The organism is Streptomyces flaveolus (genome assembly GCF_044765825.1).
Taxonomy (GTDB): Bacteria; Actinomycetota; Actinomycetes; order Streptomycetales; family Streptomycetaceae; genus Streptomyces; species Streptomyces flaveolus.
In genome coordinates, this window is record NZ_JBIWKU010000001.1 from 371260 (window position 1) to 393697 (window position 22438).

At 72.4% G+C, this 22438-nt stretch carries 22 protein-coding genes and 1 pseudogene; 11 read left to right on the forward strand and 12 right to left on the reverse strand.

Annotated elements, in window-relative coordinates; genetic code table 11:
* Window positions 1-48: 48 nt before the first annotated feature.
* Window positions 49-906 carry a type I methionyl aminopeptidase gene (map, locus tag ACIRG6_RS01660; RefSeq protein WP_364677424.1) on the forward strand — a complete coding sequence of 286 codons (858 nt, stop codon included), beginning with the start codon at window positions 49-51 and terminating at the stop codon, window positions 904-906.
* Between the two features lie 14 nt (window positions 907-920).
* On the opposite strand, the gene ACIRG6_RS01665 is transcribed toward map, so the two are convergent.
* Complete coding sequence (locus tag ACIRG6_RS01665; RefSeq protein ID WP_364677422.1) at window positions 921-1565, reverse strand: PhzF family phenazine biosynthesis protein; 645 nt, start codon at window positions 1563-1565, stop codon at window positions 921-923.
* Between the two features lie 277 nt (window positions 1566-1842).
* Between ACIRG6_RS01665 and efeO the strand changes: the two genes are divergently transcribed.
* Genes efeO through ACIRG6_RS01685 form a run of 4 tightly spaced genes read left to right on the forward strand, consistent with a single transcriptional unit; the run spans window position 1843 to window position 6093 of the window.
* Window positions 1843-2997, forward strand: a complete 1155-nt coding sequence (gene efeO, locus ACIRG6_RS01670; RefSeq protein ID WP_364677420.1) for an iron uptake system protein EfeO — start codon at window positions 1843-1845, stop codon at window positions 2995-2997.
* Window positions 2998-3012: 15 nt separating this feature from the next.
* Window positions 3013-4266, forward strand: a complete 1254-nt coding sequence (gene efeB / locus ACIRG6_RS01675) for an iron uptake transporter deferrochelatase/peroxidase subunit (protein WP_318218322.1) — start codon at window positions 3013-3015, stop codon at window positions 4264-4266.
* A 2-nt stretch (window positions 4267-4268) separates the two neighbouring features.
* Window positions 4269-5141, forward strand: coding sequence for an iron uptake transporter permease EfeU (gene efeU / locus ACIRG6_RS01680; protein WP_364677417.1), 873 nt, complete (start codon window positions 4269-4271; stop codon window positions 5139-5141).
* Window positions 5101-6093, forward strand: coding sequence for a hypothetical protein (locus ACIRG6_RS01685; protein WP_189228085.1), 993 nt, complete (start codon window positions 5101-5103; stop codon window positions 6091-6093). The genes efeU and ACIRG6_RS01685 overlap by 41 nt, the downstream gene beginning before the upstream one ends.
* Before the next feature lie 22 nt (window positions 6094-6115).
* On the opposite strand, the gene ACIRG6_RS01690 is transcribed toward ACIRG6_RS01685, so the two are convergent.
* Complete coding sequence (locus tag ACIRG6_RS01690) at window positions 6116-6847, reverse strand: bifunctional DNA primase/polymerase (RefSeq protein ID WP_318218324.1); 732 nt, start codon at window positions 6845-6847, stop codon at window positions 6116-6118.
* A gap of 92 nt (window positions 6848-6939) precedes the next feature.
* On the reverse strand, window positions 6940-7563 hold the full coding sequence (locus tag ACIRG6_RS01695) for a TetR/AcrR family transcriptional regulator (protein WP_239768468.1): 624 nt from the start codon (window positions 7561-7563) through the stop codon (window positions 6940-6942).
* A 110-nt stretch (window positions 7564-7673) separates the two neighbouring features.
* On the opposite strand from ACIRG6_RS01695, the gene ACIRG6_RS01700 reads away from it, so the two are divergent.
* Entirely contained in the window at window positions 7674-7862 is a 189-nt protein-coding gene (locus ACIRG6_RS01700; protein ID WP_318218326.1) for a DUF6243 family protein, read from the forward strand.
* Here ACIRG6_RS01700 and ACIRG6_RS01705 read toward each other — a convergent pair whose 3' ends face one another.
* The 3 genes from ACIRG6_RS01705 to ACIRG6_RS01715 form a co-directional block, all read right to left on the reverse strand.
* Entirely contained in the window at window positions 7863-8855 is a 993-nt protein-coding gene (locus ACIRG6_RS01705) for a small ribosomal subunit Rsm22 family protein (RefSeq protein ID WP_403320216.1), read from the reverse strand.
* A 327-nt stretch (window positions 8856-9182) separates the two neighbouring features.
* Window positions 9183-10358 (reverse strand): serine hydrolase domain-containing protein, encoded by a 1176-nt coding sequence (locus ACIRG6_RS01710; RefSeq protein ID WP_364677414.1) that lies wholly within the window; start codon window positions 10356-10358, stop codon window positions 9183-9185.
* Entirely contained in the window at window positions 10310-11644 is a 1335-nt protein-coding gene (locus ACIRG6_RS01715) for a multidrug effflux MFS transporter (RefSeq protein ID WP_364677413.1), read from the reverse strand. The genes ACIRG6_RS01710 and ACIRG6_RS01715 overlap by 49 nt, the downstream gene beginning before the upstream one ends.
* Before the next feature lie 84 nt (window positions 11645-11728).
* On the opposite strand from ACIRG6_RS01715, the gene ACIRG6_RS01720 reads away from it, so the two are divergent.
* Complete coding sequence (locus tag ACIRG6_RS01720; protein ID WP_318218330.1) at window positions 11729-12766, forward strand: Gfo/Idh/MocA family protein; 1038 nt, start codon at window positions 11729-11731, stop codon at window positions 12764-12766.
* On the opposite strand, the gene ACIRG6_RS01725 is transcribed toward ACIRG6_RS01720, so the two are convergent.
* On the reverse strand, window positions 12753-14420 hold the full coding sequence (locus ACIRG6_RS01725; RefSeq protein ID WP_364677409.1) for an alkaline phosphatase D family protein: 1668 nt from the start codon (window positions 14418-14420) through the stop codon (window positions 12753-12755). The two genes, ACIRG6_RS01720 and ACIRG6_RS01725, sit on opposite strands and share 14 nt — an antisense overlap.
* A 143-nt stretch (window positions 14421-14563) precedes the next feature.
* Between ACIRG6_RS01725 and ACIRG6_RS01730 the strand changes: the two genes are divergently transcribed.
* Entirely contained in the window at window positions 14564-15358 is a 795-nt protein-coding gene (locus tag ACIRG6_RS01730) for an SDR family oxidoreductase (RefSeq protein ID WP_364817623.1), read from the forward strand.
* A 346-nt stretch (window positions 15359-15704) separates the two neighbouring features.
* Here the strand turns inward: ACIRG6_RS01730 and ACIRG6_RS01735 are convergent.
* Together ACIRG6_RS01735 and ACIRG6_RS01740 are read right to left on the reverse strand one after the other, a co-directional pair.
* A pseudogene (locus ACIRG6_RS01735) lies at window positions 15705-15839 on the reverse strand (aldo/keto reductase); the annotation flags it as partial.
* Window positions 15840-15906: 67 nt separating this feature from the next.
* A complete protein-coding gene (locus tag ACIRG6_RS01740) occupies window positions 15907-16233 on the reverse strand; it encodes a nuclear transport factor 2-like protein (RefSeq protein WP_189228074.1) in 327 nt (108 codons plus the stop codon).
* A gap of 162 nt (window positions 16234-16395) precedes the next feature.
* On the opposite strand from ACIRG6_RS01740, the gene ACIRG6_RS01745 reads away from it, so the two are divergent.
* Genes ACIRG6_RS01745 through ACIRG6_RS01755 form a run of 3 tightly spaced genes read left to right on the forward strand, consistent with a single transcriptional unit; the run spans window position 16396 to window position 18486 of the window.
* Window positions 16396-16938: a DoxX family protein gene (locus tag ACIRG6_RS01745; protein ID WP_318218335.1), complete on the forward strand. Its 543-nt coding sequence runs from the start codon at window positions 16396-16398 to the stop codon at window positions 16936-16938.
* 36 nt (window positions 16939-16974) lie between these two features.
* Entirely contained in the window at window positions 16975-17370 is a 396-nt protein-coding gene (locus ACIRG6_RS01750; RefSeq protein ID WP_364817621.1) for a MazG-like family protein, read from the forward strand.
* Between the two features lie 42 nt (window positions 17371-17412).
* Window positions 17413-18486, forward strand: a complete 1074-nt coding sequence (locus tag ACIRG6_RS01755) for a PASTA domain-containing protein (RefSeq protein ID WP_364677404.1) — start codon at window positions 17413-17415, stop codon at window positions 18484-18486.
* 57 nt (window positions 18487-18543) lie between these two features.
* Here ACIRG6_RS01755 and ACIRG6_RS01760 read toward each other — a convergent pair whose 3' ends face one another.
* From ACIRG6_RS01760 to ACIRG6_RS01770, 3 genes are all read right to left on the reverse strand, one after another.
* A complete protein-coding gene (locus ACIRG6_RS01760) occupies window positions 18544-19542 on the reverse strand; it encodes a polysaccharide deacetylase family protein (protein WP_350721807.1) in 999 nt (332 codons plus the stop codon).
* 35 nt (window positions 19543-19577) lie between these two features.
* Window positions 19578-20576 carry a glycoside hydrolase family 11 protein gene (locus tag ACIRG6_RS01765; RefSeq protein ID WP_364677402.1) on the reverse strand — a complete coding sequence of 333 codons (999 nt, stop codon included), beginning with the start codon at window positions 20574-20576 and terminating at the stop codon, window positions 19578-19580.
* A gap of 213 nt (window positions 20577-20789) precedes the next feature.
* On the reverse strand, window positions 20790-22346 hold the full coding sequence (locus ACIRG6_RS01770; protein ID WP_364677400.1) for a hypothetical protein: 1557 nt from the start codon (window positions 22344-22346) through the stop codon (window positions 20790-20792).
* Window positions 22347-22438: the final 92 nt, after the last annotated feature.

Consider the following 22438-nt stretch of genomic DNA (forward strand, 5'->3'; position numbering starts at 1 on the left):
CTCTCGCCACCGACATGTTCCCCCGTGCCCGCTGGTTAGACTCGCGGCATGTCTGGCCAGTCGCTGCTCGTACCAGGGGAGCTGTCTCCCACCCGTTCCGTCCCCGGAAACATCCGCCGGCCCGAGTACGTCGGCAAACCGGCGCCGGCGCCGTACACCGGACCGGAGGTGCAGACGCCCGAGACGATCGAGGCGATGCGCGTGGCCGGGCGGATCGCGGCGCAGGCGATGGCCGAGGCCGCGAAGCTGATCGCGCCGGGCGTGACGACGGACGAGCTGGACCGGGTCGCGCACGAGTACATGTGCGACCACGGCGCCTACCCCTCGACGCTCGGCTACCGCGGTTTCCCGAAGTCCCTGTGCACCTCCGTCAACGAGGTGATCTGCCACGGCATCCCGGACTCGACGGTGCTGCGCGACGGTGACATCGTCAACCTCGACGTGACGGCGTACATCGGCGGCGTGCACGGCGACAACAACGCGACCTACCTGGTCGGCGACGTGGACGAGGAGAGCCGGCTGCTGGTCGAGCGGACCCGGGAGTCCCTGGCCCGCGCGATCAAGGCGGTCAGGCCGGGCCGGCAGATCAACATCATCGGCCGGGTCATCGAGTCGTACGCGAAGCGCTTCGGGTACGGGGTGGTGCGGGACTTCACCGGGCACGGGATCAACTCGTCGTTCCACTCCGGGCTGATCGTCCCGCACTACGACAGCCCGCACGCGACGACCGTCATCCAGCCCGGGATGACCTTCACGATCGAGCCGATGCTGACACTCGGGACGCACGAGTACGACATGTGGGACGACGGCTGGACGGTCGTGACGAAGGACCGCAGGCGGACCGCCCAGTTCGAGCACACCCTGGTGGTCACGGACACCGGCGCGGACATCCTCACGCTGCCCTGACCGGCCGCCGGCCGTCAGCGCTCCAGGCGTACCCGTCCGCCGATCTCGATCCATCCCGCGGGCTGGGGCGCCGTGAGGATCTGTGAGCCGGCCCCCTGCGTGATGTTGAGGGCACGGCCCAGCCGCTCGGTCAGCAGCAGCGCCGCGGCCCCGGTCGCCTCGTCCTCGTCGATGCCGTCGTCGCGGCCGGGGAAGGCACGGGCCCGGACGCGGCCGGCCGCCTCGTCCTCCCAGGCCCAGGCGTAGATCCATTCCCCCGGCGGCGGCACCGGCAGCGCGTCGACCTCGGCGACACCGGCGTACTGGCGCAGGGTGCGCGGCGGGGCCCACTCGGGGCGTGCCTCGATCCAGCTGAACTCGCCGTCCTGACGGGCACCCACCACCCCGGCGGGGGTGACGAGTTCGGGCACGTCGAGCAGCCAGGCCGTGCCGACGCAGGGGTGGCCGGCGAACGGCAGGCGCAGGGTGGGCGTGTAGATGTCGACGACACCGCGCTCGGGGTCGTCGACGAACACGGTCTCGCTGAAGCCGAGTTTGCCGGCCAGCTCCTGCCGCTCGGCCCGCTCGGGCAGCACGGAGCCGTCCCGGACGACGCCGAGCTCGTTGCCGTATCCGCCGTTCGGCGCGCAGAAGACGCGCAGTACGTCGTAGTCAGTCACCGGGGCATTCAAGCATCGCCGGGGTGGCGGGGCGGTCCGGGCGGCCTTCACCGGGAGACGAGGGGGTCTTCCCGCAACGCACCACTTGACGTTCCCTTGACCTCCCCATGAACGCGTCTTTGAGCCACCGTGACCGACCTGTGCTCGTACATCGTCCATGAGATTCGGATCACCGTATCGACGGTTATCGCTCAGGAAAACCTTAGGTACGTTAGGCGAGCCTCACCTTCCCTATGAGGTCCGTCACGCGTACTTTCGGCCATCCCTTGGAGCCCGCATGCGAGCCGCCAGACTCTCCGTCGTCACCGCCGTCGCCACCGTGGCGGCCCTGACCGCCGTGACGGGATGCGCCGAGAAGAGCGACTCGGCGGACGGCGACCACGTCGTCACCGTCACGGCGAAGGACGACGCGTGCGACGTGTCGACGAAGCAGTTCCCGGCCGGGCACGTCGAGCTCGCCATCGAGAACAAGGGGTCCAAGGTCACCGAGGTCTACCTCCTGTTCCCCGACGACCGTGTGGTCACCGAGCGGGAGAACATCGGCCCCGGCACCAAGCAGCGGGTCACCGCCGAGGTGAAGGCCGGCGACTACCGGATCGCCTGCAAGCCCGGCATGAAGGGCAAGGGCATCCGCCAGGACGTCAAGGCCACCGGCGGCAAGGCCGCCGAGCGCGACCCGCGCCTGGACGGGGCCGTGGCGGCCTACCGGCAGTACGTGCAGCAGCAGGCCGACGAGACGCTGCCGAAGGCCGAGGCGTTCGCGAAGGCCGTCCAGGCCGGTGACCTGGAGGCCGCGAAGAAGGCGTACGCGCCCTCCCGCATCGGCTGGGAGCGCACCGAGCCGGTCGCCGAGTCCTTCGGCGACATCGACCCGAAGGTCGACGTCCGCGAGGACGGCCTGGAGGACGGCCAGGACCCGGCGACCGACTGGACCGGCTGGCACCGCCTGGAGAAGGCGCTGTGGCAGGACAAGAAGATCGGCGACCGCGAGAAGGAACTCGCCGGCGCGCTGGTCACCGACCTGAAGGACTGGCAGAACCGCGTCGGCACGGCCGACATCACCCCGACGTCCATGGCCAACGGCGCCAAGGAACTCCTCGACGAGGTCGCCACCGGCAAGGTCACCGGCGAGGAGGAGCGCTACTCGCACACCGACCTGGTCGACTTCAAGGGCAACGTCGAGGGCGCCCAGAAGTCGTACGAGCTGCTGAAGCCGGTCGCGCAGGAGAACGACGCGGCGCTGACGGCGGACCTCGACAAGCAGTTCGCCGCCCTGGACAAGCTGCTCGACCAGTACCGGCCGGGCCCGACGTCGTACGAGTTCACCTCCTACGACAAGGTCGGCAAGGCCGAGCGCAAGGAGCTGTCGGACGCGGTCAACGCGCTCGCCGAGCCGCTGTCCAAGCTCGCCGCCGCCGTGGTCGGCAAGTAGCACCGGAGGACGACGATGACGGACACGGACGGCAGGGCGCAGGCGCCCTCGCGCCGCGCGCTGATCGGCTGGGGCGGCGCGGGGCTCGCCCTCGGTGCCGCCGCGGCCGGCGGGGCGATGGCGATGGCCCGCACCGGTGACGACGTGGACCCGGCGGGTGCCGACGCGGGCGGCGCGATCGACTTCCACGGTGCGCACCAGGCGGGGATCGCCACCCCGGTGCAGGACCGGCTGCACTTCGCGGCGTTCGACGTGACCACCGACGACCGCGCCGAGTTCGTCCAGCTGCTGAAGGACTGGACGGCCGCGGCCCGGAAGATGACCGCCGGGGAACCGGTCGGCGAGGGGGCCTACGGCGGACTGGCCGAGGCCCCGCCGGACGACACCGGCGAGGCGCTGGGCCTCAAGCCGTCCCGGCTGACGCTCACCGTCGGCTTCGGGCCGTCCCTGTTCGGCAAGTTCGGTCTCGCCGGGCAGCGCCCCGAGGCGCTGGTCGACCTGCCGAAGTTCCCCGGCGACAACCTCGACAGGAACCGCAGCGGCGGCGACCTGTGCGTCCAGGCCTGCGCGGACGACCCGCAGGTCGCCGTGCACGCGATCCGCCAGCTGGCCCGCATCGGCTTCGGCAAGGTCGTCGTGCGCTGGTCCCAGCTCGGCTTCGGCAAGACGTCCTCGACGACGGCGGACGCGCAGACCCCGCGCAACCTGTTCGGTTTCAAGGACGGCACCCGCAACATCTCGGGCACGGAGACGGAGCGCCTGGACAAGCACGTGTGGGCCGGCGCGAAGGACGGGCCGGCCTGGATGACCGGCGGTTCGTACCTGGTCGCGCGGCGCATCCGCATGCACATCGAGACCTGGGACCGCACCTCGCTCCAGGAGCAGGAGGACGTCTTCGGCCGCGACAAGGGCGAGGGTGCCCCGGTCGGCAAGGCGAAGGAGCGCGACGAGCCGTTCCTGAAGGCGATGAAGCCCGACGCGCACGTCCGGCTCGCGCACCCCGACGCCAACGGCGGGGCGACGATCCTGCGCCGCGGCTACTCGTTCACCGACGGCACCGACGGTCTGGGCCGCCTGGACGCGGGCCTGTTCTTCCTCGCCTACCAGCGTGACGTGCGCGAGGGCTTCATCCGCGTCCAGCGCAATCTGGCGACGGACGCGCTCAACGAATACATCCAGCACGTGGGTTCGGCGGTCTTCGCGATCCCGCCCGGCGTCCGTGACGCGGACGACTGGTGGGGCAGCACGCTGTTCGCCAAGGAGGCGTAACCGTGTTCTCCAACTACCTGATCGGACTGCGGGAGGGCCTGGAGGCCTCCCTCGTCGTCTGCATCCTCATCGCCTACCTGGTCAAGACGGGCCGTAGGGACGCGCTGAAGCCGATCTGGGCCGGCATCGGTGTCGCGGTCGCCATCGCGCTCGGCTTCGGCTGTGTCCTCGAATTCGGCTCGCAGGAACTGACGTTCAAGGCGCAGGAGGCCCTCGGCGGCTCGCTGTCGATCGTCGCCGTGGTGCTGGTGACGTGGATGGTGTTCTGGATGCGGCGCACCGCCCGCCACCTGAAGTCGGAGCTGCACGGCAAGCTGGACGCGGCCCTGAAGATGGGCACGGGCGCGCTGGTGGCCACCGCGTTCCTCGCGGTGGGCCGTGAGGGCCTGGAGACCGCCCTGTTCGTGTGGGCGTCGGTGCACGCGGCGAGCGACGGCACCCCGCGTCCGCTGATCGGCGTGGCCCTGGGCCTGGCGTCGGCGGTGCTGCTCGGCTGGCTGTTCTACAAGGGCGCGTTGCGCATCAACCTGGCCAAGTTCTTCACCTGGACCGGCGGCATGCTGGTCGTCGTGGCCGCGGGCGTGCTGGCGTACGGGGTGCACGACCTGCAGGAGGCCGACCTGCTGCCCGGCCTGACGAACCTGGCCTTCGACATCAGCGGCACCATCGATCCGTCGAGCTGGTACGGCACCCTGCTGAAGGGCGTGTTCAACTTCCAGCCCGACCCGACCGTCCTCCAGGTCACGGTGTGGCTGCTGTACCTGGTCCCGGCGCTCGCGCTGTTCCTCGCCCCGGTAGGGTTCGCCTCCGGGAAGGGGAAGGTGAAGGTACCTGATGAGCAGGGATCGCGGCCCTCGAAGGCCCCGCAGGCTTGACCGGAGCGCACTGATAGCGGCCTCGGTGACGGCATTGTCGTTGTCGGCGAGCGGCTGCGTGGTGGTGCACGGCGAGCGCGAGGTGCTCCCCGCGACCACCCGGGCCGAGGCCGCGAAGGCGCTCGAACAGTTCACGGACGCGTACAACAAGGCCGACAAGGCCTACGACGGCTCCCTGGACGCCGAGTACACCACCGGCGCCCTCGCCGCGATCGACTCGGCGCGGCTGAAGGCCGGCCGGGCCAACAACCCGGGCGGCAATCCGGCGCATTCGCCGCTGGAGCTGACGGACGCGAAGTTCACCATCCCCAAGAAGGCCGGCTGGCCGCGCTGGTTCGTCGCGGACACGAGGGCCAACAAGGGCGGTGAGGCGCGCTGGCTGCTGGTGTTCACCCGGGACGGCCTGGAGGACACCTGGGAGGTGGCCTACCTGACGCTGGTCGCCCCCGGTGACGTGCCCGAGTTCAAGACCGACGAGGACGGCTGGGCCGAGGCCGTCCCCGCGAACTCCACCGAACTGGCCGCCGTGCCCGCCGGATTGAGCGAGGACTACACGACGTACCTCAAGGACGGCGGGAAGACCTTCGCAGACGGCGCGCACACCAGCGAGTGGCGGGAGTTGCGCAAGAAGCGGTCGATCAGGCCGGGTCTGGTCACCCAGTACATCGACGAGCCGCTGACCGACGGCGACTACGCGCCGCTGGCGCTGCGCACGAAGGACGGTGGGGCGATGGTGTTCTTCACCACGCGCCACTTCGAGAAGCAGACCGCCGCGCAGGGCACGTCCGTGCCCACGCCGAACAAGGACGTGCAGGCGCTGACGGACGGCGAGATCAAGCAGTCGCTGACGATGGAGTTCGTCTCCAACGAGGTCGCGCTGGACCCGGCGGGGAGCGGCCAGGTGTCGGTCCTGGGCCGGATTCAGGGCATGACGTCGGCGAAGGGCGAGTAGCGCCCTCGCGGCCGGCCCGCGCTCAGCGGCGCAGCGGCCAGGCGGTGCCGACGGGGTCGCTCTCCTCGCCGACGTGCCGGGCGCAGGCGTCGGTGAGGGTCTCCAGCAGGGTCAGCGGGTCGGGCAGCGGATGCTCGGGGCCGCGTACCCAGTGCACCGCGCGGTCCTCGCCGGGCAGCCGTGCGGGGGGTACGAGCACGTAGGAGCCGCGGCAGTGCCAGCGCAGACCGGGGTGCTCGTCCATGGTCTCGGGGTGGCAGTCCAGCTCGCACGGCCACCACTCGTCCTCCTGCTCGGGGGTGCCGCGGGTGAGGGTGAAGAACAGCATGCGGCCGTCGTCGCTCTCGGCGACGGGCCCGACCTCGACGCCCGCGTCGAGCAGCCGCCGCAACGTCTCGCGACCGGCCTCCAGGGGCACGTCGAGGACGTCGTGCACCATGCCGGTCGCGGTGATGAAGTTGGCCTGCGGCTGGTGCCGGACCCAGCGCTCGAGCTGTGCCCGGTCGGTGGTGGACTGCGTCTGCCAGGCGAACGACACCGGGTGCCGGGCGGGGGTGGGACAGCCGACGCGCTCACAGGAACAGCGGTAGCCGACCGGATGGGCGGCGGGCGCGAGCGGCAGTCCCGCGGCGGCGGCGGCGAGCAGCAGGGCCTCCCGGTCGCCGTCGCCGGCGGCCTCCTTCGGGCGGCTCTTGCGCAGCCACTGGGAGAGTTTGTCCCGCAGGCCGGGCCGGCCACCGAAGTCCGCGCTCATCTATCCCCTCGCCTCGCCGTCGTGCGCATCAGCATGCCCTATGGTCCCACCATTCCGCGCTTCAGGGGTCGGGAAGGGACAAACCTCACTGGTCAGCGGGGAGCGAGCCCGTACAGCGCGTAGTCGACGAGGGTGTCGGTGTAGTCGTAGCCGAAGGGGGCGGTGCGCTGGAGCCAGCGCTGGGCGAGCGGCGAGACGAAGAGTTCGAGGGCGATGCGCGGATCCACCTCCGGCCGGACCTGGCCGGCGTCCTGGGCGGCACGCAGCCGGTCGACGTAGAGCTGGAGCGAGGGCTCCAGGAGCTTGGTGACGAACTCCCGCCCGAGCTGTTCGTTGACGACGCCCTCCGCGGCGAGGGCTCGCGAGGGCGCCTCGAACTTCGGGTCGGTGAGCTCGTCGACGGTGGCGCGCAGCACGGCCTTGAGGTCGGCGGCGAGATCGCCGGTGTCGGGGATGGCGTACGACTCCTGCCCCGCCGCCTGCGCGGCCTGGTCGCCGAGGTCGAGGAAGGCCTCCAGCAGGACGTCGGCCTTCGAGGACCACCAGCGGTAAATGGTCTGCTTGCCGACGCCGGCGCGGGCGGCGATGCCCTCGATGGTGGTCCTGGGGTAGCCGACCTCGGCGACGAGTGCGAGGGCGGCGTCGTAGATGGCCCGGCGGGACCTGGCGCTGCGGCGTGTGACGTCGGGGACCTGGGTGGGTTTCTGGGTGGCCATGACGCGAATTTACCAGTTGACAAGACGGTGCGTCTCGCTTGACAGTGGTGAGGGTGAAGAAACGAGACGAACCGTATCGTCACTCTGGAGTGAAGGGAAGTGAGCCTCTGATGACCCGAGGCGGAGCCGGGAACATGCTGGGTGTGGGCGGCGCGCGCCGCAACCTCGGCCGCAAGGCGCTGCGCGGCGGCGGCCGGGGCGACCGGATCGGCGGCGCGCAGGACGCGCGGGCCCAGAAGCGGGAGCTGTTGCGCAGGCTCCAGGAGAAACGGGAGCAGGAGACCCGTGAGGAGTCGTGACTAGCGCTCCGCCGCCGGGGGCCACGGGTCGCCCCAGTCCGCGTCGCGGGCCGCCTTGTACAGGTCGCCGTGGCGCTTGGTGACCGTCCGGCGGCGGAGCTGCTCGTCGGTCTCGCACAGGTCGAGCAGGACCTGCCCCTTGCGGATCTGGGGGCGCCGGACCACGCGGGAGGGGGCGGGGGCGACCGGGAAGCGGGCGGCGGCGACGTAGCTGAACTTCTCGTCCTCGTAGGCGAGGGAGCCGCCCTTGACCTGGCGGTGCAGGGAGGAACGGCTGACCCGCGCCGCGAAGTGGCACCAGTCCGTGCCGGGGACGATGGGGCAGGCGGCGCTGTGCGGGCAGGGGGCGGCGACGTGGAAGCCGGCGGCGATCAGCCGGTCGCGGGCCTCGATGACGCGGGCGTAGCCGTCGGGGGTGCCCGCCTCGACGATCACGACGGCCTGGGCGGCGCCGGCGGCGGCGTCGACGAGGGCGGCGCGGTCGGAGGGGGTGAGCTCGTTGAGGACGTAGGAGACGGTGACGAGGTCGGTGCTCTCCACGGTGAGCGCGGCGCCGATCCGGGAGCGCTGCCAGCGGGTGTCGCGCAGGGCCGGGTGGGTGGCGGCGATCTCCTTGCCGAGGGCGAGCGCGGGCTCGGCCCAGTCGAGCACGGTCACCGGGCGGGCACCGCCCCAGGTGTCGCTGACGGCCCAGGTCGCCGCGCCGGTCCCGCCGCCCACGTCCACGTGGCTCGCGGGGGCCCACTCGGGCACGGCGTCCGCGAACGCGGTGAGCGCCGACCGCACGGCGGCGAAGGTCGCCGGCATGCGGTACGCGGCGTACGCGACGACGTCGGCGCGGTCCCGCAGGATCGGGGCGTCGGTGGGGGTGGCCCCGCGGTAGTTGGCGATCAGCCGCTCGACGGCCTGCGCGGCGTGGCGGGGCGGAAGCCCGTCGACGAGGTCGGCGAGGGCGGTGCGCAGGGTGTCGGCGGGGGTGGCGGGGGCGTTCACCCGGGGATTCTACGGGGCGGGGGTGAACGCGGGTGCTGCCCGGCAAGGTCACGGGGTGCCCGGCGCTGATGCGGGCCGGGGGTAGGTCAGATGGCCCGGCGCCATCGGGGCACCCGGCGCGGGGGCGGGCCGGGGCTGGGTCGCGTGGCCCGGCGCTGCCGGGTGCCGCTGCGCCCACCCGTGCCGCCCCAGCGGCACGACTGCCCGCAGCTACGGCGGCACGGCCCCGACCCACAGACCACCGAAGGCGCTACGCGCACCCCCACCGAACCCCCACAGGCCGCCGCAGGCACGACGCCCCACCGCCGGAGGCACCCGCAGCCGCCGTCAGATCGCCCGCACCGCCCTCGCCACCCGCGTCCCCAGCAATGCCCGCGGGCCGTTGGCCGGTGGGCGTCGGCGGGGGTGGACCGTGTTGGCGAGCAGGATCGCGAACGTGTCCGTCGCGCGGTCGAGGACCAGCATCGTGCCCGTGAAGCCCGTGTGCCCGGCCGCCCCCCGCCCCGCCAGCTCCCCCATGAACCACGGCTGGTCCAGGGCGAACCCGAGCCCCGGCTCGGCGAGGAGCAGCTCCACGAAGTCGGGGCCGAGGATGCGCGCGGGCCCGTACGAGCCGCCCGCGAGCAGCGCCCGGCAGAAGACCGCGAGGTCCCGGCCGGTCGAGAACAGCCCCGCGTGACCGGCCACCCCGCCCAGCGCCCAGGCGTTCTCGTCGTGGACGACGCCCCGCAGCATCCCCCGGTCCGCCTTGGCCCACGGCCGCCGCTGGTCCTCCGTCGCCGCCGCACCCGGGCACGGCCCGAAGTGCGTCGCGGTCATGCCCAGCGGCCGGGTGATCCCGTCGCGCACGAGGACGTCGAGGCGGCGCCCGCTGACGCGCTCCAGCACGTGCTGCAGGAGCAGCATGTTCAGGTCGGAGTAGCAGTACGTGCCGGGCACCCCCACCGGCGGCTCCGCCCGCAGCCGCCGCAGCCGCTCCCCGTCGTCGGCGCAGTCGTACAGCGGCAGTTCGGGCCGCAGCCCGGAGGTGTGCGTGAGCAGTTGCCGCACGGTGACGCCGTGCGCGGCGGCCCCGCGGAAGTCGGGCAGGTACGCCCCCACCTCCGCGTCGATGCCGAGCGTGCCGCGTTCGATCTGCTGCACGGCGGCGACCGCGGTGAACAGCTTGGTCAGGGACGCCAGGTCGAAGGGCGTGCCGACGGTCATCGGCACCCGGGAGCCGGCCGGCAGCTCCACGCCGGTGTCGGTGGCCGGGTCGTAGGACGCGTACCGCACGGCCCACCCCGCCGCCTCCTCGACGGCGAGCACGGGCCCGCGCCCCACGGCCACGACGGCACCCGCGGCCCAGGGCCGCTCGCCGGCCGTGAGGGCGTGCACGTCCGCCACGACACGACGGAGCTCCCCGGGGTCGAGTCCGGCCCGTTCCGGGGTGTCGCTGCGCAGTCTCGGAGCGCTCAGCTCTCCGCTCCCCCCGCGGTCGTACGCCCGGCCGAGGGGCGGCACATGCCCAGGAAGAAGGCGAGCGCCACCAGCGCCGCCACCAGCTGGACGATCGCCATCGGCAGGGCGGTGTCCTTCCCGGCGACCCCGACCAGCGGGGAGGCGATGGCGCCGATGAGGAAGGAGGACGTGCCGAGCAGCGCGGACGCGGAGCCGGCGGACTGCTTGACCCGCATCAGCGCGAGCGCCTGGGTGTTGGGCAGACTGACGCCCATCGCGGACATCAGCACGAACAGCGCGGCGGCGACCGGCGCGAGCCCGACCTCGCCGAAGACACCGAGGGTCATCAGCAGCAGCGCGGTCGCGGCGGCGACGACGACGAGGAGGCCGATGCCCAGCACCCGGTCCAGGCCGACCCGTCCGACGAGGACCTTGCCGTTGATCTGTCCGACGACGACCAGGCCGATCGAGTTGAGCCCGAACAGCAGGCTGAACGTCTGCGGGGAGGCCCCGTAGATCTCCTGGACGACGAACGGGGACGCCGAGACGTAGGCGAACAGCGAGGCGAAGGCGAAGCCGCCGGCGAGCATGTACCCGGTGAAGGCCCGGTCGGCGAGCAGCCCGCGCATCGAGCGGAGGGTGTCGCCGACCCCGCCGGCGTGCCGTTCGGCCTCGGGCAGCGTCTCGGGCAGCTTGGCCCACACGACCCCGCCCAGCAGCACCCCGACCACGGTGAGCAGGACGAACACGCCCCGCCAGTCCGTCACTCGCAGGATCTGCCCGCCGATGAGCGGCGCCACGACCGGGGCGACGCCGGAGATCAGCATGAGGGTGGAGAAGAAGCGGGCCATGGCCACACCGTCGTACAGGTCCCGTACGACCGCCCGCGCGATGACGATGGCGGCGGCCCCCGCGAGGCCCTGCGCCAGCCGGAACGCGACCAGCAGCTCCACGGTGGGCGCGAGCGCGCACAGCGCGGTGGCGACGACGTAGACGGCGAGGCCGGTCAGCAGCGGCCGGCGGCGGCCCCACTTGTCGCTCATCGGCCCGACGACGAGCTGGCCGAGGGCCATGCCGGCCAGGCAGGCGGTGAGCGTGAGCTGGACGGTCGCCGCGGGCGCGTGCAGGGACTCGGTGACCTCCGGCAGCGAGGGGAGGTACATGTCCATCGCCAGCGGCGGGGTGGCGGTCAGACCGCCGAGGACGAGCGTGACGAGCAGTCCGGTGCGGCGGTGGGCGCGCAGCGGACGGACGGCCGGCTCCGTGTCCGGTCCGGCCGCCCGTGGCGTGTTCGGTTCTGTGGTGTTCGACGGTGACGCGTGCGGTATGGACGGACCGCGCTCGGGCATGTGCCCCTCCCTGTCCGAAGGATCCGGCACCTATGCTCTCAGCTCGTACGGACTTGTCTGAACGTGAGCGAGGGTGGGGACAGGGTGGCCGAGCAGAGGGTGCGCTGGGGGATTCTGGCGACCGGCGGCATGGCGGCGACGTTCACGGCGGATCTGGTCGATCTGCCGGACGCGGAGGTCGTGGCGGTGGCCTCGCGGACCGAGGCGTCGGCGAAGGCGTTCGCGGACCGGTTCGGGATACCGCGGGCGTACGGCGACTGGGAGTCGCTGGCCCGGGACGAGGACGTCGACGTCGTGTACGTCGCCACTCCGCATGCGGCGCACCGCACCGCCGCCGGCCTCTGTCTGGAGGCGGGCCGGAACGTGCTGTGCGAGAAGCCGTTCACGCTGAACACGCGGGAGGCGGGGGAACTGGTCGCGCTGGCGCGGGAGCGCGGGGTCTTCCTGATGGAAGCGATGTGGATGTACTGCAATCCGCTGGTACGGCGCCTGAAGGCGCTGGTGGCGGACGGTGTGATCGGCGAGGTCCGCAGCGTTCAGGCGGACTTCGGACTGGCCGGCCCCTTCCCTCCCGCGCACCGGCTGCGGGACCCGGCGCAGGGCGGCGGCGCGCTGCTCGACCTGGGTGTGTACCCGGTGTCGTTCGCGCAACTGCTGCTCGGTGAGCCGTCGGACGTCGCGGCACGGGCGGTGCTCTCGGAGGAGGGGGTCGATCTCCAGACGGGTGCGCTGCTCTCCTACGACAGCGGCGCCCTCGCCTCGGTGCACTGCTCCATCACCGGTGGTACGCCCAACTCCGCCTCGGTCACCGGTTCCCTGGGCCGTATCGACGTCCCGTACGGCTTCTTCTTCCCGGACCACTTCGTGCTGCACCGGGACGGCCGCGAACCCGAGAAGTTCACGGCCGACCCGGCCGACGGGCCGCGGGCGAGCCTCCAGCACGAGGCGCGGGAGGTGATGCGGGCGCTGCGGGCCGGTGAGACGGAGTCGCCGCTGGTCCCGCTGGACGGCACGCTCGCCGTGATGCGGACGCTCGACGCGATCCGGGACCGTGTCGGCGTCCGCTACCCGGGTGAGCACCCCGTCGGGCCGGCCGCGGCGCGTGAGGTCACGCCGGCTTGAGCCCCTGGTCCCCCACCTCCGTCACGAAGGAGGCGGCGGTCGTGAGCGGCGCGCCCTCGGTGGTCACGTGGGACACCGTCTTGAAGTCGGCGCGCGCCAGCTCCCGGCCGAGGGACACCGTCGCGTAGCCGCGCAGGCCGTTGTAGAACCGCAGGTGCGGGTTGGCGGCCAGGTAGGTGTCCCAGTTGGACGGCTTAGCGGAGCCGTTGCCGCCGCTGGTGACGGAGGAGGTGACGATCTCCGTGCCCAGGGTGCGGGAGTCCGGGTCTGAGAAGTCGCGCTTGATGTCGAAGCCGTAGTGCACGTGCACGTCGCCGGTGAGGACCATGAGGTTCTCGACACCGGCGGCCTGCGCGCCGGCCAGCACCCGTTCGCGGGAGGCCGGGTAGCCGTCCCAGGAGTCCATGGAGACCTTGGAGGGCGTGGTGGTGGAGTTGTACCGCTGGGAGAAGGTGACCTGCTGGGGCACCACGTTCCACACGGCGTCCGACCGGTGCCAGCCGTTGATCAGCCAGCGTTCCTGGGCGTCGCCGGTCAGGGTGCGGCCCGGGTCCTCGGACTCGGGGCCGGGGTACTGCCAGCCGTCGCCGTAGGCCTGGTCGGAGCGGTACTGGCGGGTGTCGAGCACGTCGAACTGGGCGAGCCGGCCCCAGTGCAGACGGCGGTACAGCTTCAGGTCCGGGCCCTCGGGCAGCTGCGGGCGCCGCAGCGGCATGTTCTCCCAGTAGGCCCGGTAGGCGGCGGCCCGGCGCAGCAGGAACTCCTCCGGCGGGACGCTGTTCTCCGGGGTGTCGCCCGCGTAGTTGTTCTCGGTCTCGTGGTCGTCCCAGGTGACGACGAAGGGGTGCGCGGCGTGCGCGGCCCGCAGGTCGGGGTCGGACTTGTAGAGGGCGTACCGCAGGCGGTAGTCCTCCAGCGTCACCGTCTCGTGGTGGAACAGGTCGGGCAGGGTGCCGGCCGGGTAGGCGCGGGAGCCGCCGGTGGAGTTGACGGCGTACTCGTAGAGGTAGTCGCCGAGGTGGAAGACGACGTCCACGTCCTCCTCGGCGAGGTGCCGGTAGGCGGTGTAGTAGCCCTGGTCGTAGCGCTGGCAGGAGACCAGGCCGAAGGTGAGCTCGGCGTTGCGGCTGCGGGCCGGGGGCGCGGTGCGGGTGCGGCCGACGGGGCTGATGAAGCGGCCGGCGCGGAAGCGGTAGTAGTAGACGTGGCCCGGGGCGAGGTGGTCGACCTCGACGTGGACGGTGTGGTGGAACTCGGGGTGGGCGGTGGTGGTGCCCCGTCTGACGACGCGGCGGAAGCGTTCGTCGAGGGCGAGTTCCCAGCCGACGTCGACGCGTTGCGCGGGCAGTCCGCTGTCGGCCTGGTACGGCGCGGGGGCCAGGCGCGTCCACAGCAGGACGGAGTCCGGCAGCGGGTCGCCCGAGGCGACGCCGAGCGTGAAGGGGTCGCCGGTGAGCCGGGCGGGGTCGAGTTCGGCGGCGCTCGCGGTGCCGGCGGTGGGCAGGTCGACGGAGAAGGCGAGCGCCGCGGCGGCGCCGGTGACGGTCAGGAAGCGGCGGCGGCCCAGGTGGCGGGCGGCGGCGCGGAGTTCGGGCGCGTGCGTGGCCGGGGTGGCCTGGGCACGGTGGGCGGCCTGGTGGTTCGCGGGTGTCATCCGTTCCTCCCCTTGCGGTGGGTGCAGGGGGCATTCGAATGGCCGGGGACGACGCCACCTTGGCGCGGACATGACGGTGCCATGTCGGACGGATGAGTTCCGCATGATCGCCGGTCGGTCCCCCACGCGTACGCTGCGACCTCATGAACACCGTGAGAACCGCCGACGAGGGGACGTACGACATGACCGGCCGGGAGAGGGTCGCCGTGGTCACGGGTGCCGGTTCCGGCATCGGCCGCGCGGTCGCCGCCGAACTGCTGCGCGCGGGCTGGACGCTGGCCCTGGCGGGCCGCCGCAGCGAGACCCTGGAGGAGACGGCCGCGCTCGCCCCCGGCGGCACCGCCCTCGCCGTACGGACCGACGTGTCACGGCCCGAGGACGTGGCCGCCCTGTTCGCCGCCGTGCGCGACCGGTTCGGGCGGCTGGACCTGCTGTTCAACAACGCCGGGACGTTCGGCCCGGGCGGCGTGCCGGTGGAGGAACTGTCCTACGACGCGTGGCGGCACGTGGTGGACACCAACCTCAACGGGGCGTTCCTGTGCGCGCAGGCGGCGTACCGGCAGATGAAGGAGCAGAGCCCGCAGGGCGGCCGGATCATCAACAACGGCTCGATCTCCGCGCACACGCCCCGCCCGCACTCGGTGGCGTACACGGCGACCAAGCACGCGCTGACGGGCCTGACCAAGTCGCTGTCCCTGGACGGCCGGCCCTACGGCATCGCGGTCGGCCAGATCGACATCGGCAACGCGGCGACCGACATGACGGCCGGCATGCAGACGGGAGCGCTCCAGGCCAACGGGGTGGTGGCGCCCGAGCCGGTGATGGACGTCGCCGATGTGGCGCGCACGGTACGGCACATGGCGGAACTGCCGCTGGAGGCGAACGTGCAGTTCGCGACGGTCATGGCGACGGCGATGCCGTACGTGGGGCGCGGCTGAACGGACCGCGCGGGCGGGGCCGTTGAGGATCCACACAATCGGAATTCAATAGTCCGCACTATTGCGGCCGGTGATGGACTTATGCTCAACTCTCCTTCACCGAAGCTTCACACTCGGAGCGTCGGCCTTCCGGGACCTCCGCAAGCCATACCGAGGGGGGAAGGCGGCAGCCGTTCCGGCCACCGGATGGGGGGTGGATCCCGCGGGGGACCGCGGGATACGCACCGGTGGGCGGACGGCTGCCGCACACACGCCCGTCGGCGTCAGCCCCGGAGGATCAGGCCGGCCGCGGCCGTCTGGCCGGCGGTGAGCGGCCCCTTCTCCAGGGCGCCCGCGTTCTCCTCGGCCCCCGGCCGAGCGGCTGCCCCGAGATGTCCCGCCACTCGCCGCCGGTGGCCCAGCAGCCGAAGCCGAGCGCGCCGACCTCGATGCCGCTGCGGCCGGGGGTTCTGGTGGCGCCGGTCGTTCCGGTGGTCTCCATGCCCGGGGACGCCAGGAGGTGAAGCGCACCCGAAGGCGGGAGCGACCGCGTGGCCCCCCGGTCCCGGTTACGCCTGCCCGGTCTCGAACCGCGCGATCCGGCCGTCGTCGTCGACGGTGAAGCTCCACCGGGTGCGCATCTCGCCCCAGGTGTCGTTGCGGTAGCGGGCGATGAGGGCGCGCCCGCCGTTCGACTCGTTGTCGACCTCCAGGTGACCGTTGGAGGAGAAGATCTCCTGGTCGATCCACTGGGCGAGGTCCCGGTCATCGCCGTCGTCGGCCATGGTGGCGTCCGGCGCGAGCAGCGCCATGAAGGCCTCGCGGTCGTGCGCGTTCACGGCGGCGACGAAGGCCCGGACGGCCGGGTCGCTGAGTCGGGTGGTCTGAATGGTCATGCCGGCCAGCGTCACACCGGCCGCGGCCCCCCGCCACCCGAACGGCGCCCGCCGCGGGCCGGTCGGGTGCGGACGGTGCGACGGTGGAAACCTGGGGAGCGTGGGAACCCTGAGAAGGCACACCACCGCAGTCACCGCCGTCACCGCCCTGAAGGAGCCGTCATGACCTGCTACGACCGACGCGACCTCGGCCTGCTGCTGCTCCGTCTGGGGACGGGCGGCGTACTGGCCGCGCACGGCGCGCAGAAACTGCTCGGCTGGTTCGGCGGCGGCGGCATCGAGGGCACCGGCAAGGCCATGGAGTCCATGGGCTACACGCCCGGCCGGGCGAGCGCGACCGCGGCGGGCCTCGCGGAGGCCGGGGGCGGCGTACTGCTGGCACTGGGCCTGGCCACCCCGGCCGCGGGTGCGGCGGCGGCCGGCGCGATGACGGGCGCCGCCGCGGTGCACGCCCCGAACGGCTTCTTCGCCCAGACCGGCGGCTACGAGTACGCGGCCTCCCTGGGCCTGACGGCCGCCGGCCTCGCGATCACGGGCCCCGGCAGGCTCTCCGTGGACCACGCCCTGGGCCACGCGGTCAACCGGAACTGGATGGTCCCGGCGGCCTTCGCGGCGACGGCCGCCGCCACGACGGTGATCGTCGGGGCGCGTAACCGGCGGGTGCGGAAGGCGGCGGAGGGCAAGCAGGAGCAACTGTTCGACTGACGCGTCGCCCTCCGCCTTCGTGGCAGGCTGCTCGGCATGACCGAGCCCCGAGGCGGCACGCCCGCCGACGACCCGTGGACCACCGTCGACGCCCTGTGGAAGTGGCTGGAGGCGGACCAGCCCGTCGCCGGCCGTGAGGGCCTCCTGCTGCGCATGCTGAAGCTGTCGGAGGAGGTCGGCGAGGCCGCCGAAGCGGTGATCGGCACGATGGGCCAGAACCCGCGCAAGGGGGTCACGCACACCTGGGAGGACGTCGAGGCGGAGCTGTGCGACGTGGTGATCACGGCGATGGTGGCCCTGCGCACCCTGACACCCGACGCCCGCGAGGTGTTCGGACGGCACCTGACACGGGTGGCGGGGCGGTCGCTCCGGGGTCCGGCCCGGCCGGGGGTGGACTGTACGATGCGGTCGCCCGACGGAAGGCCGGACTGACCTCACGGGCCATCACCACCCGCACCAGGAAAGACTCCGCCCATGCACCGCCCGCCCGCCCCTCCCGCGCCACCCGCCCCTCCCGGGCCCGCCCGCCCCGGCACCCGCTGGTGGGCGACCGGCCCGGCCCGCATCGGCTTCGTGGCCGCCGTGCCCCTGCTCGGTCTGGTCAGCGAGTACCTGGGTTTCCTCGCCCTGGTCGCCGCGATCGTCCTGGTGTGGAAGGACAGCCCCTGGCAGAAGGGTGCGAAGGTGGCCGCCACGATCGGGGCCATGGCGCTGCTCGGCGCGGTCCTCCCGGACCCGCCCGAGGACGGGGCGGCGAGCGTGGCGGCGGAGGCGGACGGGAAGGGCGTCGCGGCCGGCGCCCTCGCCCCGGCGTCGCCGTCGCCGGCCGGGACGACCCCGAAGCCCAGCCCCAGGCCCCGGCCGGAGGCCGCGGACTACCGGGGCATGACGCTGGACGACGCCCGGGACAGGGCCGAGGCCGCCGGGTTCGGCGTCGACGAGCACGACGCGTCCGACCAGGACAAGAGCATCATGATGCGGCTCAACTGGACCGTCTGTTTCCAGAAGACCGGCTGGACGTCGTCCGGGACGAAGACCATCGACTTCGGCGCGGTGAAGAACGGCGCCCCCTGCCCCCCGGCGGACGGCGGGGCCATCCCGTGGCCGACGATGCCGGATCTCGTCTGGAAGACGTGGAAGACGGCGCACAAGGAGGTCGCCGCCCTCGGGACCGTCCCGGGCGACCACATCAGGGCGTCCACCGCGTACGTCAACGACCAGCTCCCCGACGAGGGCGAGTACGACGACTGGCGGGTGTGCGTGACCGACCCGGCCGAGGGCGGGGACGTCACCGTCGACCTGTGGGTGACGCTCGAACTGACCCACCCGGAGAACGGCTGCCCGGACCCGGACCGGGAGGACGGCGACCGGCCGAACCTGCCGGACCGGGACGACGACGGCGACCCGGACTACCGGGACCCGTTCCCCGGCGACCGGAACCGCAACAGCGCCTTCCCGAACGGCCTGACGGGCGGCTCCGACGACTCGTCGGACGGGGACGGCGGCGGTGGCGGCCACTGGAACTGCCCGCGCACCCGGTGGTGCTGAGCCGGCGTCCGGCGCGGTGGTCGGACGACCACCGCGCCGCGGGCTCACTCGTTCCAGTCAGCCGGTACTGCAACTGACCGTCGGCCAGGTCCAGTTGCCGTTGGCCTGGATGGTGGCGCCCCAGGTGTTCCCGCTGCCGTTGGGCTTGGCCGTCAGCACCTGTGAACTCGGGTAACTGGCGCTGACGTTCCAGGTGGACAGGACCTTCGCCGGGGACGGCACGTTCATCGTCACGGTCCAGTTGCTCGACCCGCTCACCGAGACGTTGAGGTTGTACCGGTCAGCCCACGCCTGCCCCGCCGACAGCGTCGCGGTGCAGCCGCCGCCACCGCCCCCTCCGCCACCGGTGCCGCCGCCGTCGGGGGCGACCGCGCGCCCGGTCGACGGGGAGATCATGCCGGAGCACAGGCCCTTGCCCGCCAGGGTCTGGGCGATGCGGGGGATGGCCGCGAGCGTGTTGGCCGGCCAGTCGTGCATGAGGATGACCTGGCCGTTGCCCAGGCGGGACACGGCCTGCACGATGGCGTCGGTACTGGCGTTGTTCCAGTCCTGCGAGTCGACGTCCCAGATGACCTCGGTGAGGCCGTACTTGGCCTCGACCGAACGCAGCGTGGAGTTGGTCTCGCCGTAGGGCGGGCGGAACAGCTTCGGCGTACCGCCGCCCGCGCCGGCGACGGCCTGCTGGGTGCGGGAGATCTCCGCGTCCATCTGGGCCTGGCTGAGCTGGGTCATGTGCGGGTGGGTGTAGCTGTGGTTGGCGACCCACATGCCGGCGTCGACCTGGGCGCGGACGAGGGACGGGTTCTGGGCCGCGTACTGGCCCTGGTTGAACATGGTGGCCCGCAGCCCGTTCTGCTTGAGGGCGTTGAGCAGGGCTTGCGTGGTGCTCGACGGGCCGTCGTCGAAGGTGAGGCCGACATAGCCGTTGCAGGCGGCGGCCCGTGCGGGCGCGGCTGCGGGGGCGGCGTCGGCGGCGACGGTGCCCGCGGCGGCCAGCGCGGCGGCGGCCACCCCGGTGACCAGGGGACGCCATGACGGACGGGGTCTGGTGCGCATGCGAAGGGATCCTCCTCGCTCGTCGGTGGGTGGCGTCAGCCCGCGCTGCAACTCACCGTCGGCCAGGTCCAGTTGCCGTTGGCCTGGATGGTGGCGCCCCAGGTGTTCCCGCTGCCGTTCGGCTTGGCGGTCAGCGTCTGCGCGTTGGGATAGCTCGCGCTGACGTTCCAGGTGGACAGGACCTTCGCCGGGGACGGCACGTTCATCGTCACGGTCCAGTTGCTCGACCCGCTCACCGAGACGTTGAGGTTGTACCGGTCGTCCCACTTCTGTCCCGCCGACAGCGTCGCGGTGCAGCCACCGCCACCGCCCCCTCCGCCGCCACCGCCGGAGCTCGTCCCGCCGACCGTGATGTTGGAGCTGCCGCTGCTCTGGTAGCCCTCGGTCGCCATGATCATGTAGTAGTTGAAGCTGCCCAGCGGCATCCCGGCGCGCGACCAGGCGTCGAAGTGGTTGCCCGTGGTGATGGTGCCACCGGTCCGCCTGGACTGCCGCACACTCCAGTACTGGTCGAAGGTCCGGTTGCCCTCGACGGACGGGGCGTTGTACCGCGTCGTCCTGTAGATGTCGTAGGTGCCTCCGTCGCTGTTCACGGTGCCCATGAACGTGCCCGTGGGCCGGTAGGTGCCCCAGTTGTCGACGATGTAGTACTCGACGAGCGGGTTCGACGTCCAGCCGTAGAGAGCCAGGTACGCGTTGCCGGACGGGTTGAACGTGCCCGAGTACTGCACGGTCCTGCGCCCGCCGTTGCTCCAGCCCTTGCCCGCGACGAAGTTGCCGGTGTTGCTCCACGCGGTGCTGTACTGGCCGCCGGACCCCATGTTCATGGAGACGGTGCCCTGGCTGTCGGTCCAGAACGAGTAGTAGTAGCCGTTGTCGGTGCCGGTCTGGTTGGTGGTCACGACCGTGTCGGCGTGGGCGGTGGCCGGCAGCATCAGCGCGGCCAGGGCGGCCAGGGCGACGGCCCACGCGCTTCGGACGAACAACGCGACGCCGCGACTTCCGCGCCGCGCGGGTTGGACGAGCACGCTCATGGCGGTGCTTCCTCTCCTGGGGGGTTCGACAACGGCGCCAGTGTTGGCCTGTCCCCGTCAAGCGTCAATACTTTCGGTAATTGTTTCGAAAGCTTCGGACACGAAGAGATCGAGAGCGGATCGGATACAGGCAGCTCAGGAACCTACCGACCAGCAATGAAGTACTTCCCGGGAGGAACAGCCGCCAGGTAGATCAGAAACGCGAGGACAGCCCTACGAAAGTTTCGACTTGGCGGGCGGTCGTCCCGGGCACGTGACGTTTCCCGACTCCGCCGGCCCCAGCCACACCTGGTTCGCCGGCAGCTTCACCGGTTCGCGGGTGGCCGGATCCCACAGGACCGCCGTCTCTCCCGCGACACCGAAGGAGAGGTAGGGTATGCCCGGCTTCAACGGCGGTCCCTCTCCGGCGAGTTCACCGGCCGGCACCACGAGCCGTACGCAGGTCCACTCCGGCTCGACACCGAAGTACGACGGCGGGTCCTCGCCGCGCCCGGCCGCCGCGACCGTCCGGTCCACGGCCGTCGCGGCGGAATCCCAGGCCTGCAGCCCCGCACCGGCGAGCATCGCCACGAAGAGGCACACGTTCAGGATGATGTTCGTGCCGTCCCCCGGGGTGGCGTACCGATGGTGCCGGTGCTTGGCGAACCCCCACCAGGCGGGAACGATCATGACGAGGCTCAGCATCACCAGCAGCTTCACCGCGGCCGCGAACTGCCAGACCGGGGGCACGTCGAGATCCCCCGGGCTGAGCGAGAGCCCGTCCGCGTACAGGGCGTGCAGGACGGAACCCGCCGCCACGAACGCGGAGACGGTCAGGGTCACCGCCAGCGGAACGGCCCAGGCGACCCACTCGCCCCACGTCCACTGCCGTACCAGGAGCCACAGCCCCGCGAGGACGGAGACCACCACCGCGGTCGTGAGGGTCTCGCGCGGGGTCCAGGCCTTGCCGTCGCTGCTGAGGAGGCCCATCCCGAAGGCGGCGAAGATCAGCAGACAGAGCAGGGCGAGGAAGACGCCCTCCTGCCGCTTGCCCGCCCGGCTCATGTCCCAGCCGGACCAGAGGGAGCCGCAGGCGCCGAAGAGCGCCAGGGTCCCCAGGATCCACCGGGGGGCGCCGGGAATCGCCGCCGAGGCCAGCGTGAGCGCGCCCGCCGACATCAGGGTCCACAGGACCAGCCGGTAGATCGAGCGCTCCAGCTGCTCCTCCCGCCGGTAAGGGGCGGGCTCGCGCCGGCGTCCGTCCAGTGGCCTGACGGCCACGGCGGGACGGGGGCCACCGGCGGGAGCGTCCGCGCGGGCCAGTCGCAGTGCCTGGCGCGGGCCGCCGGCGACGAAGCCGCCGGTGTCGTGTCTGCCGAGCCGCGTGGCGGCGCGGATGAGGTGCCTCCGCCAGGCCGGCTGCCTGCCCGGGCGCCGGTGGGCCGTGCTGACGACCCTCCAGTGGGGGAACAACTCCCGGTCCCGCTCCACTGGTTCGGCCCGGCGGACGTAGCCTTCGAGGTGGGCGGCGCGCAGCACCTTGCGTACCCGGTCGGCCGCGCCCCGGTCGCTGCCCTTGGCCGCGCCGAAGAGGCGGACCTCCACCTCGTACACGCGCGACGCGGGGTCGGGTTCCAGCGCCGCGCCCAGCGGCCCGCTGCCCGCGGGGTGCGCGTCGCGCACCGGCCAGCCGTGCGCCTCGAAGCGGGCCTCCGCCTCCCGCCAGTCGTGCTCACCGCCGCAGACCTGGACGAACACCCGGACCCGTTGGTCGTATCGCGTGTGGGCCATGCGGTCTGCTTCCTCCTGCACCGGATGTTGCGCGAAACAGCCAGGAGACTACGGAACGTCAGGCGCCGGCCGTCACCCGGGATCCCCCCTGT

Coding starts and splice junctions, on each gene's coding strand:
- ACIRG6_RS01755 (WP_364677404.1), top strand. CDS start 17,413: ATGCACCGCCCGCCCGCCCCTCCCGCGCCACCCGCCCCTCCCGGGCCC.
- ACIRG6_RS01730 (WP_364817623.1), top strand. CDS start 14,564: ATGAACACCGTGAGAACCGCCGACGAGGGGACGTACGACATGACCGGC.
- ACIRG6_RS01690 (WP_318218324.1), bottom strand. CDS start 6,847: ATGAGCGCGGACTTCGGTGGCCGGCCCGGCCTGCGGGACAAACTCTCC.
- efeO (WP_364677420.1), top strand. CDS start 1,843: ATGCGAGCCGCCAGACTCTCCGTCGTCACCGCCGTCGCCACCGTGGCG.
- efeB (WP_318218322.1), top strand. CDS start 3,013: ATGACGGACACGGACGGCAGGGCGCAGGCGCCCTCGCGCCGCGCGCTG.
- ACIRG6_RS01685 (WP_189228085.1), top strand. CDS start 5,101: ATGAGCAGGGATCGCGGCCCTCGAAGGCCCCGCAGGCTTGACCGGAGC.
- ACIRG6_RS01695 (WP_239768468.1), bottom strand. CDS start 7,563: ATGGCCACCCAGAAACCCACCCAGGTCCCCGACGTCACACGCCGCAGC.
- ACIRG6_RS01700 (WP_318218326.1), top strand. CDS start 7,674: ATGACCCGAGGCGGAGCCGGGAACATGCTGGGTGTGGGCGGCGCGCGC.
- ACIRG6_RS01740 (WP_189228074.1), bottom strand. CDS start 16,233: ATGACCATTCAGACCACCCGACTCAGCGACCCGGCCGTCCGGGCCTTC.
- ACIRG6_RS01750 (WP_364817621.1), top strand. CDS start 16,975: ATGACCGAGCCCCGAGGCGGCACGCCCGCCGACGACCCGTGGACCACC.
- ACIRG6_RS01760 (WP_350721807.1), bottom strand. CDS start 19,542: ATGCGCACCAGACCCCGTCCGTCATGGCGTCCCCTGGTCACCGGGGTG.
- ACIRG6_RS01745 (WP_318218335.1), top strand. CDS start 16,396: ATGACCTGCTACGACCGACGCGACCTCGGCCTGCTGCTGCTCCGTCTG.
- ACIRG6_RS01765 (WP_364677402.1), bottom strand. CDS start 20,576: ATGAGCGTGCTCGTCCAACCCGCGCGGCGCGGAAGTCGCGGCGTCGCG.
- map (WP_364677424.1), top strand. CDS start 49: ATGTCTGGCCAGTCGCTGCTCGTACCAGGGGAGCTGTCTCCCACCCGT.
- ACIRG6_RS01715 (WP_364677413.1), bottom strand. CDS start 11,644: ATGCCCGAGCGCGGTCCGTCCATACCGCACGCGTCACCGTCGAACACC.
- ACIRG6_RS01770 (WP_364677400.1), bottom strand. CDS start 22,346: ATGGCCCACACGCGATACGACCAACGGGTCCGGGTGTTCGTCCAGGTC.
- ACIRG6_RS01725 (WP_364677409.1), bottom strand. CDS start 14,420: ATGACACCCGCGAACCACCAGGCCGCCCACCGTGCCCAGGCCACCCCG.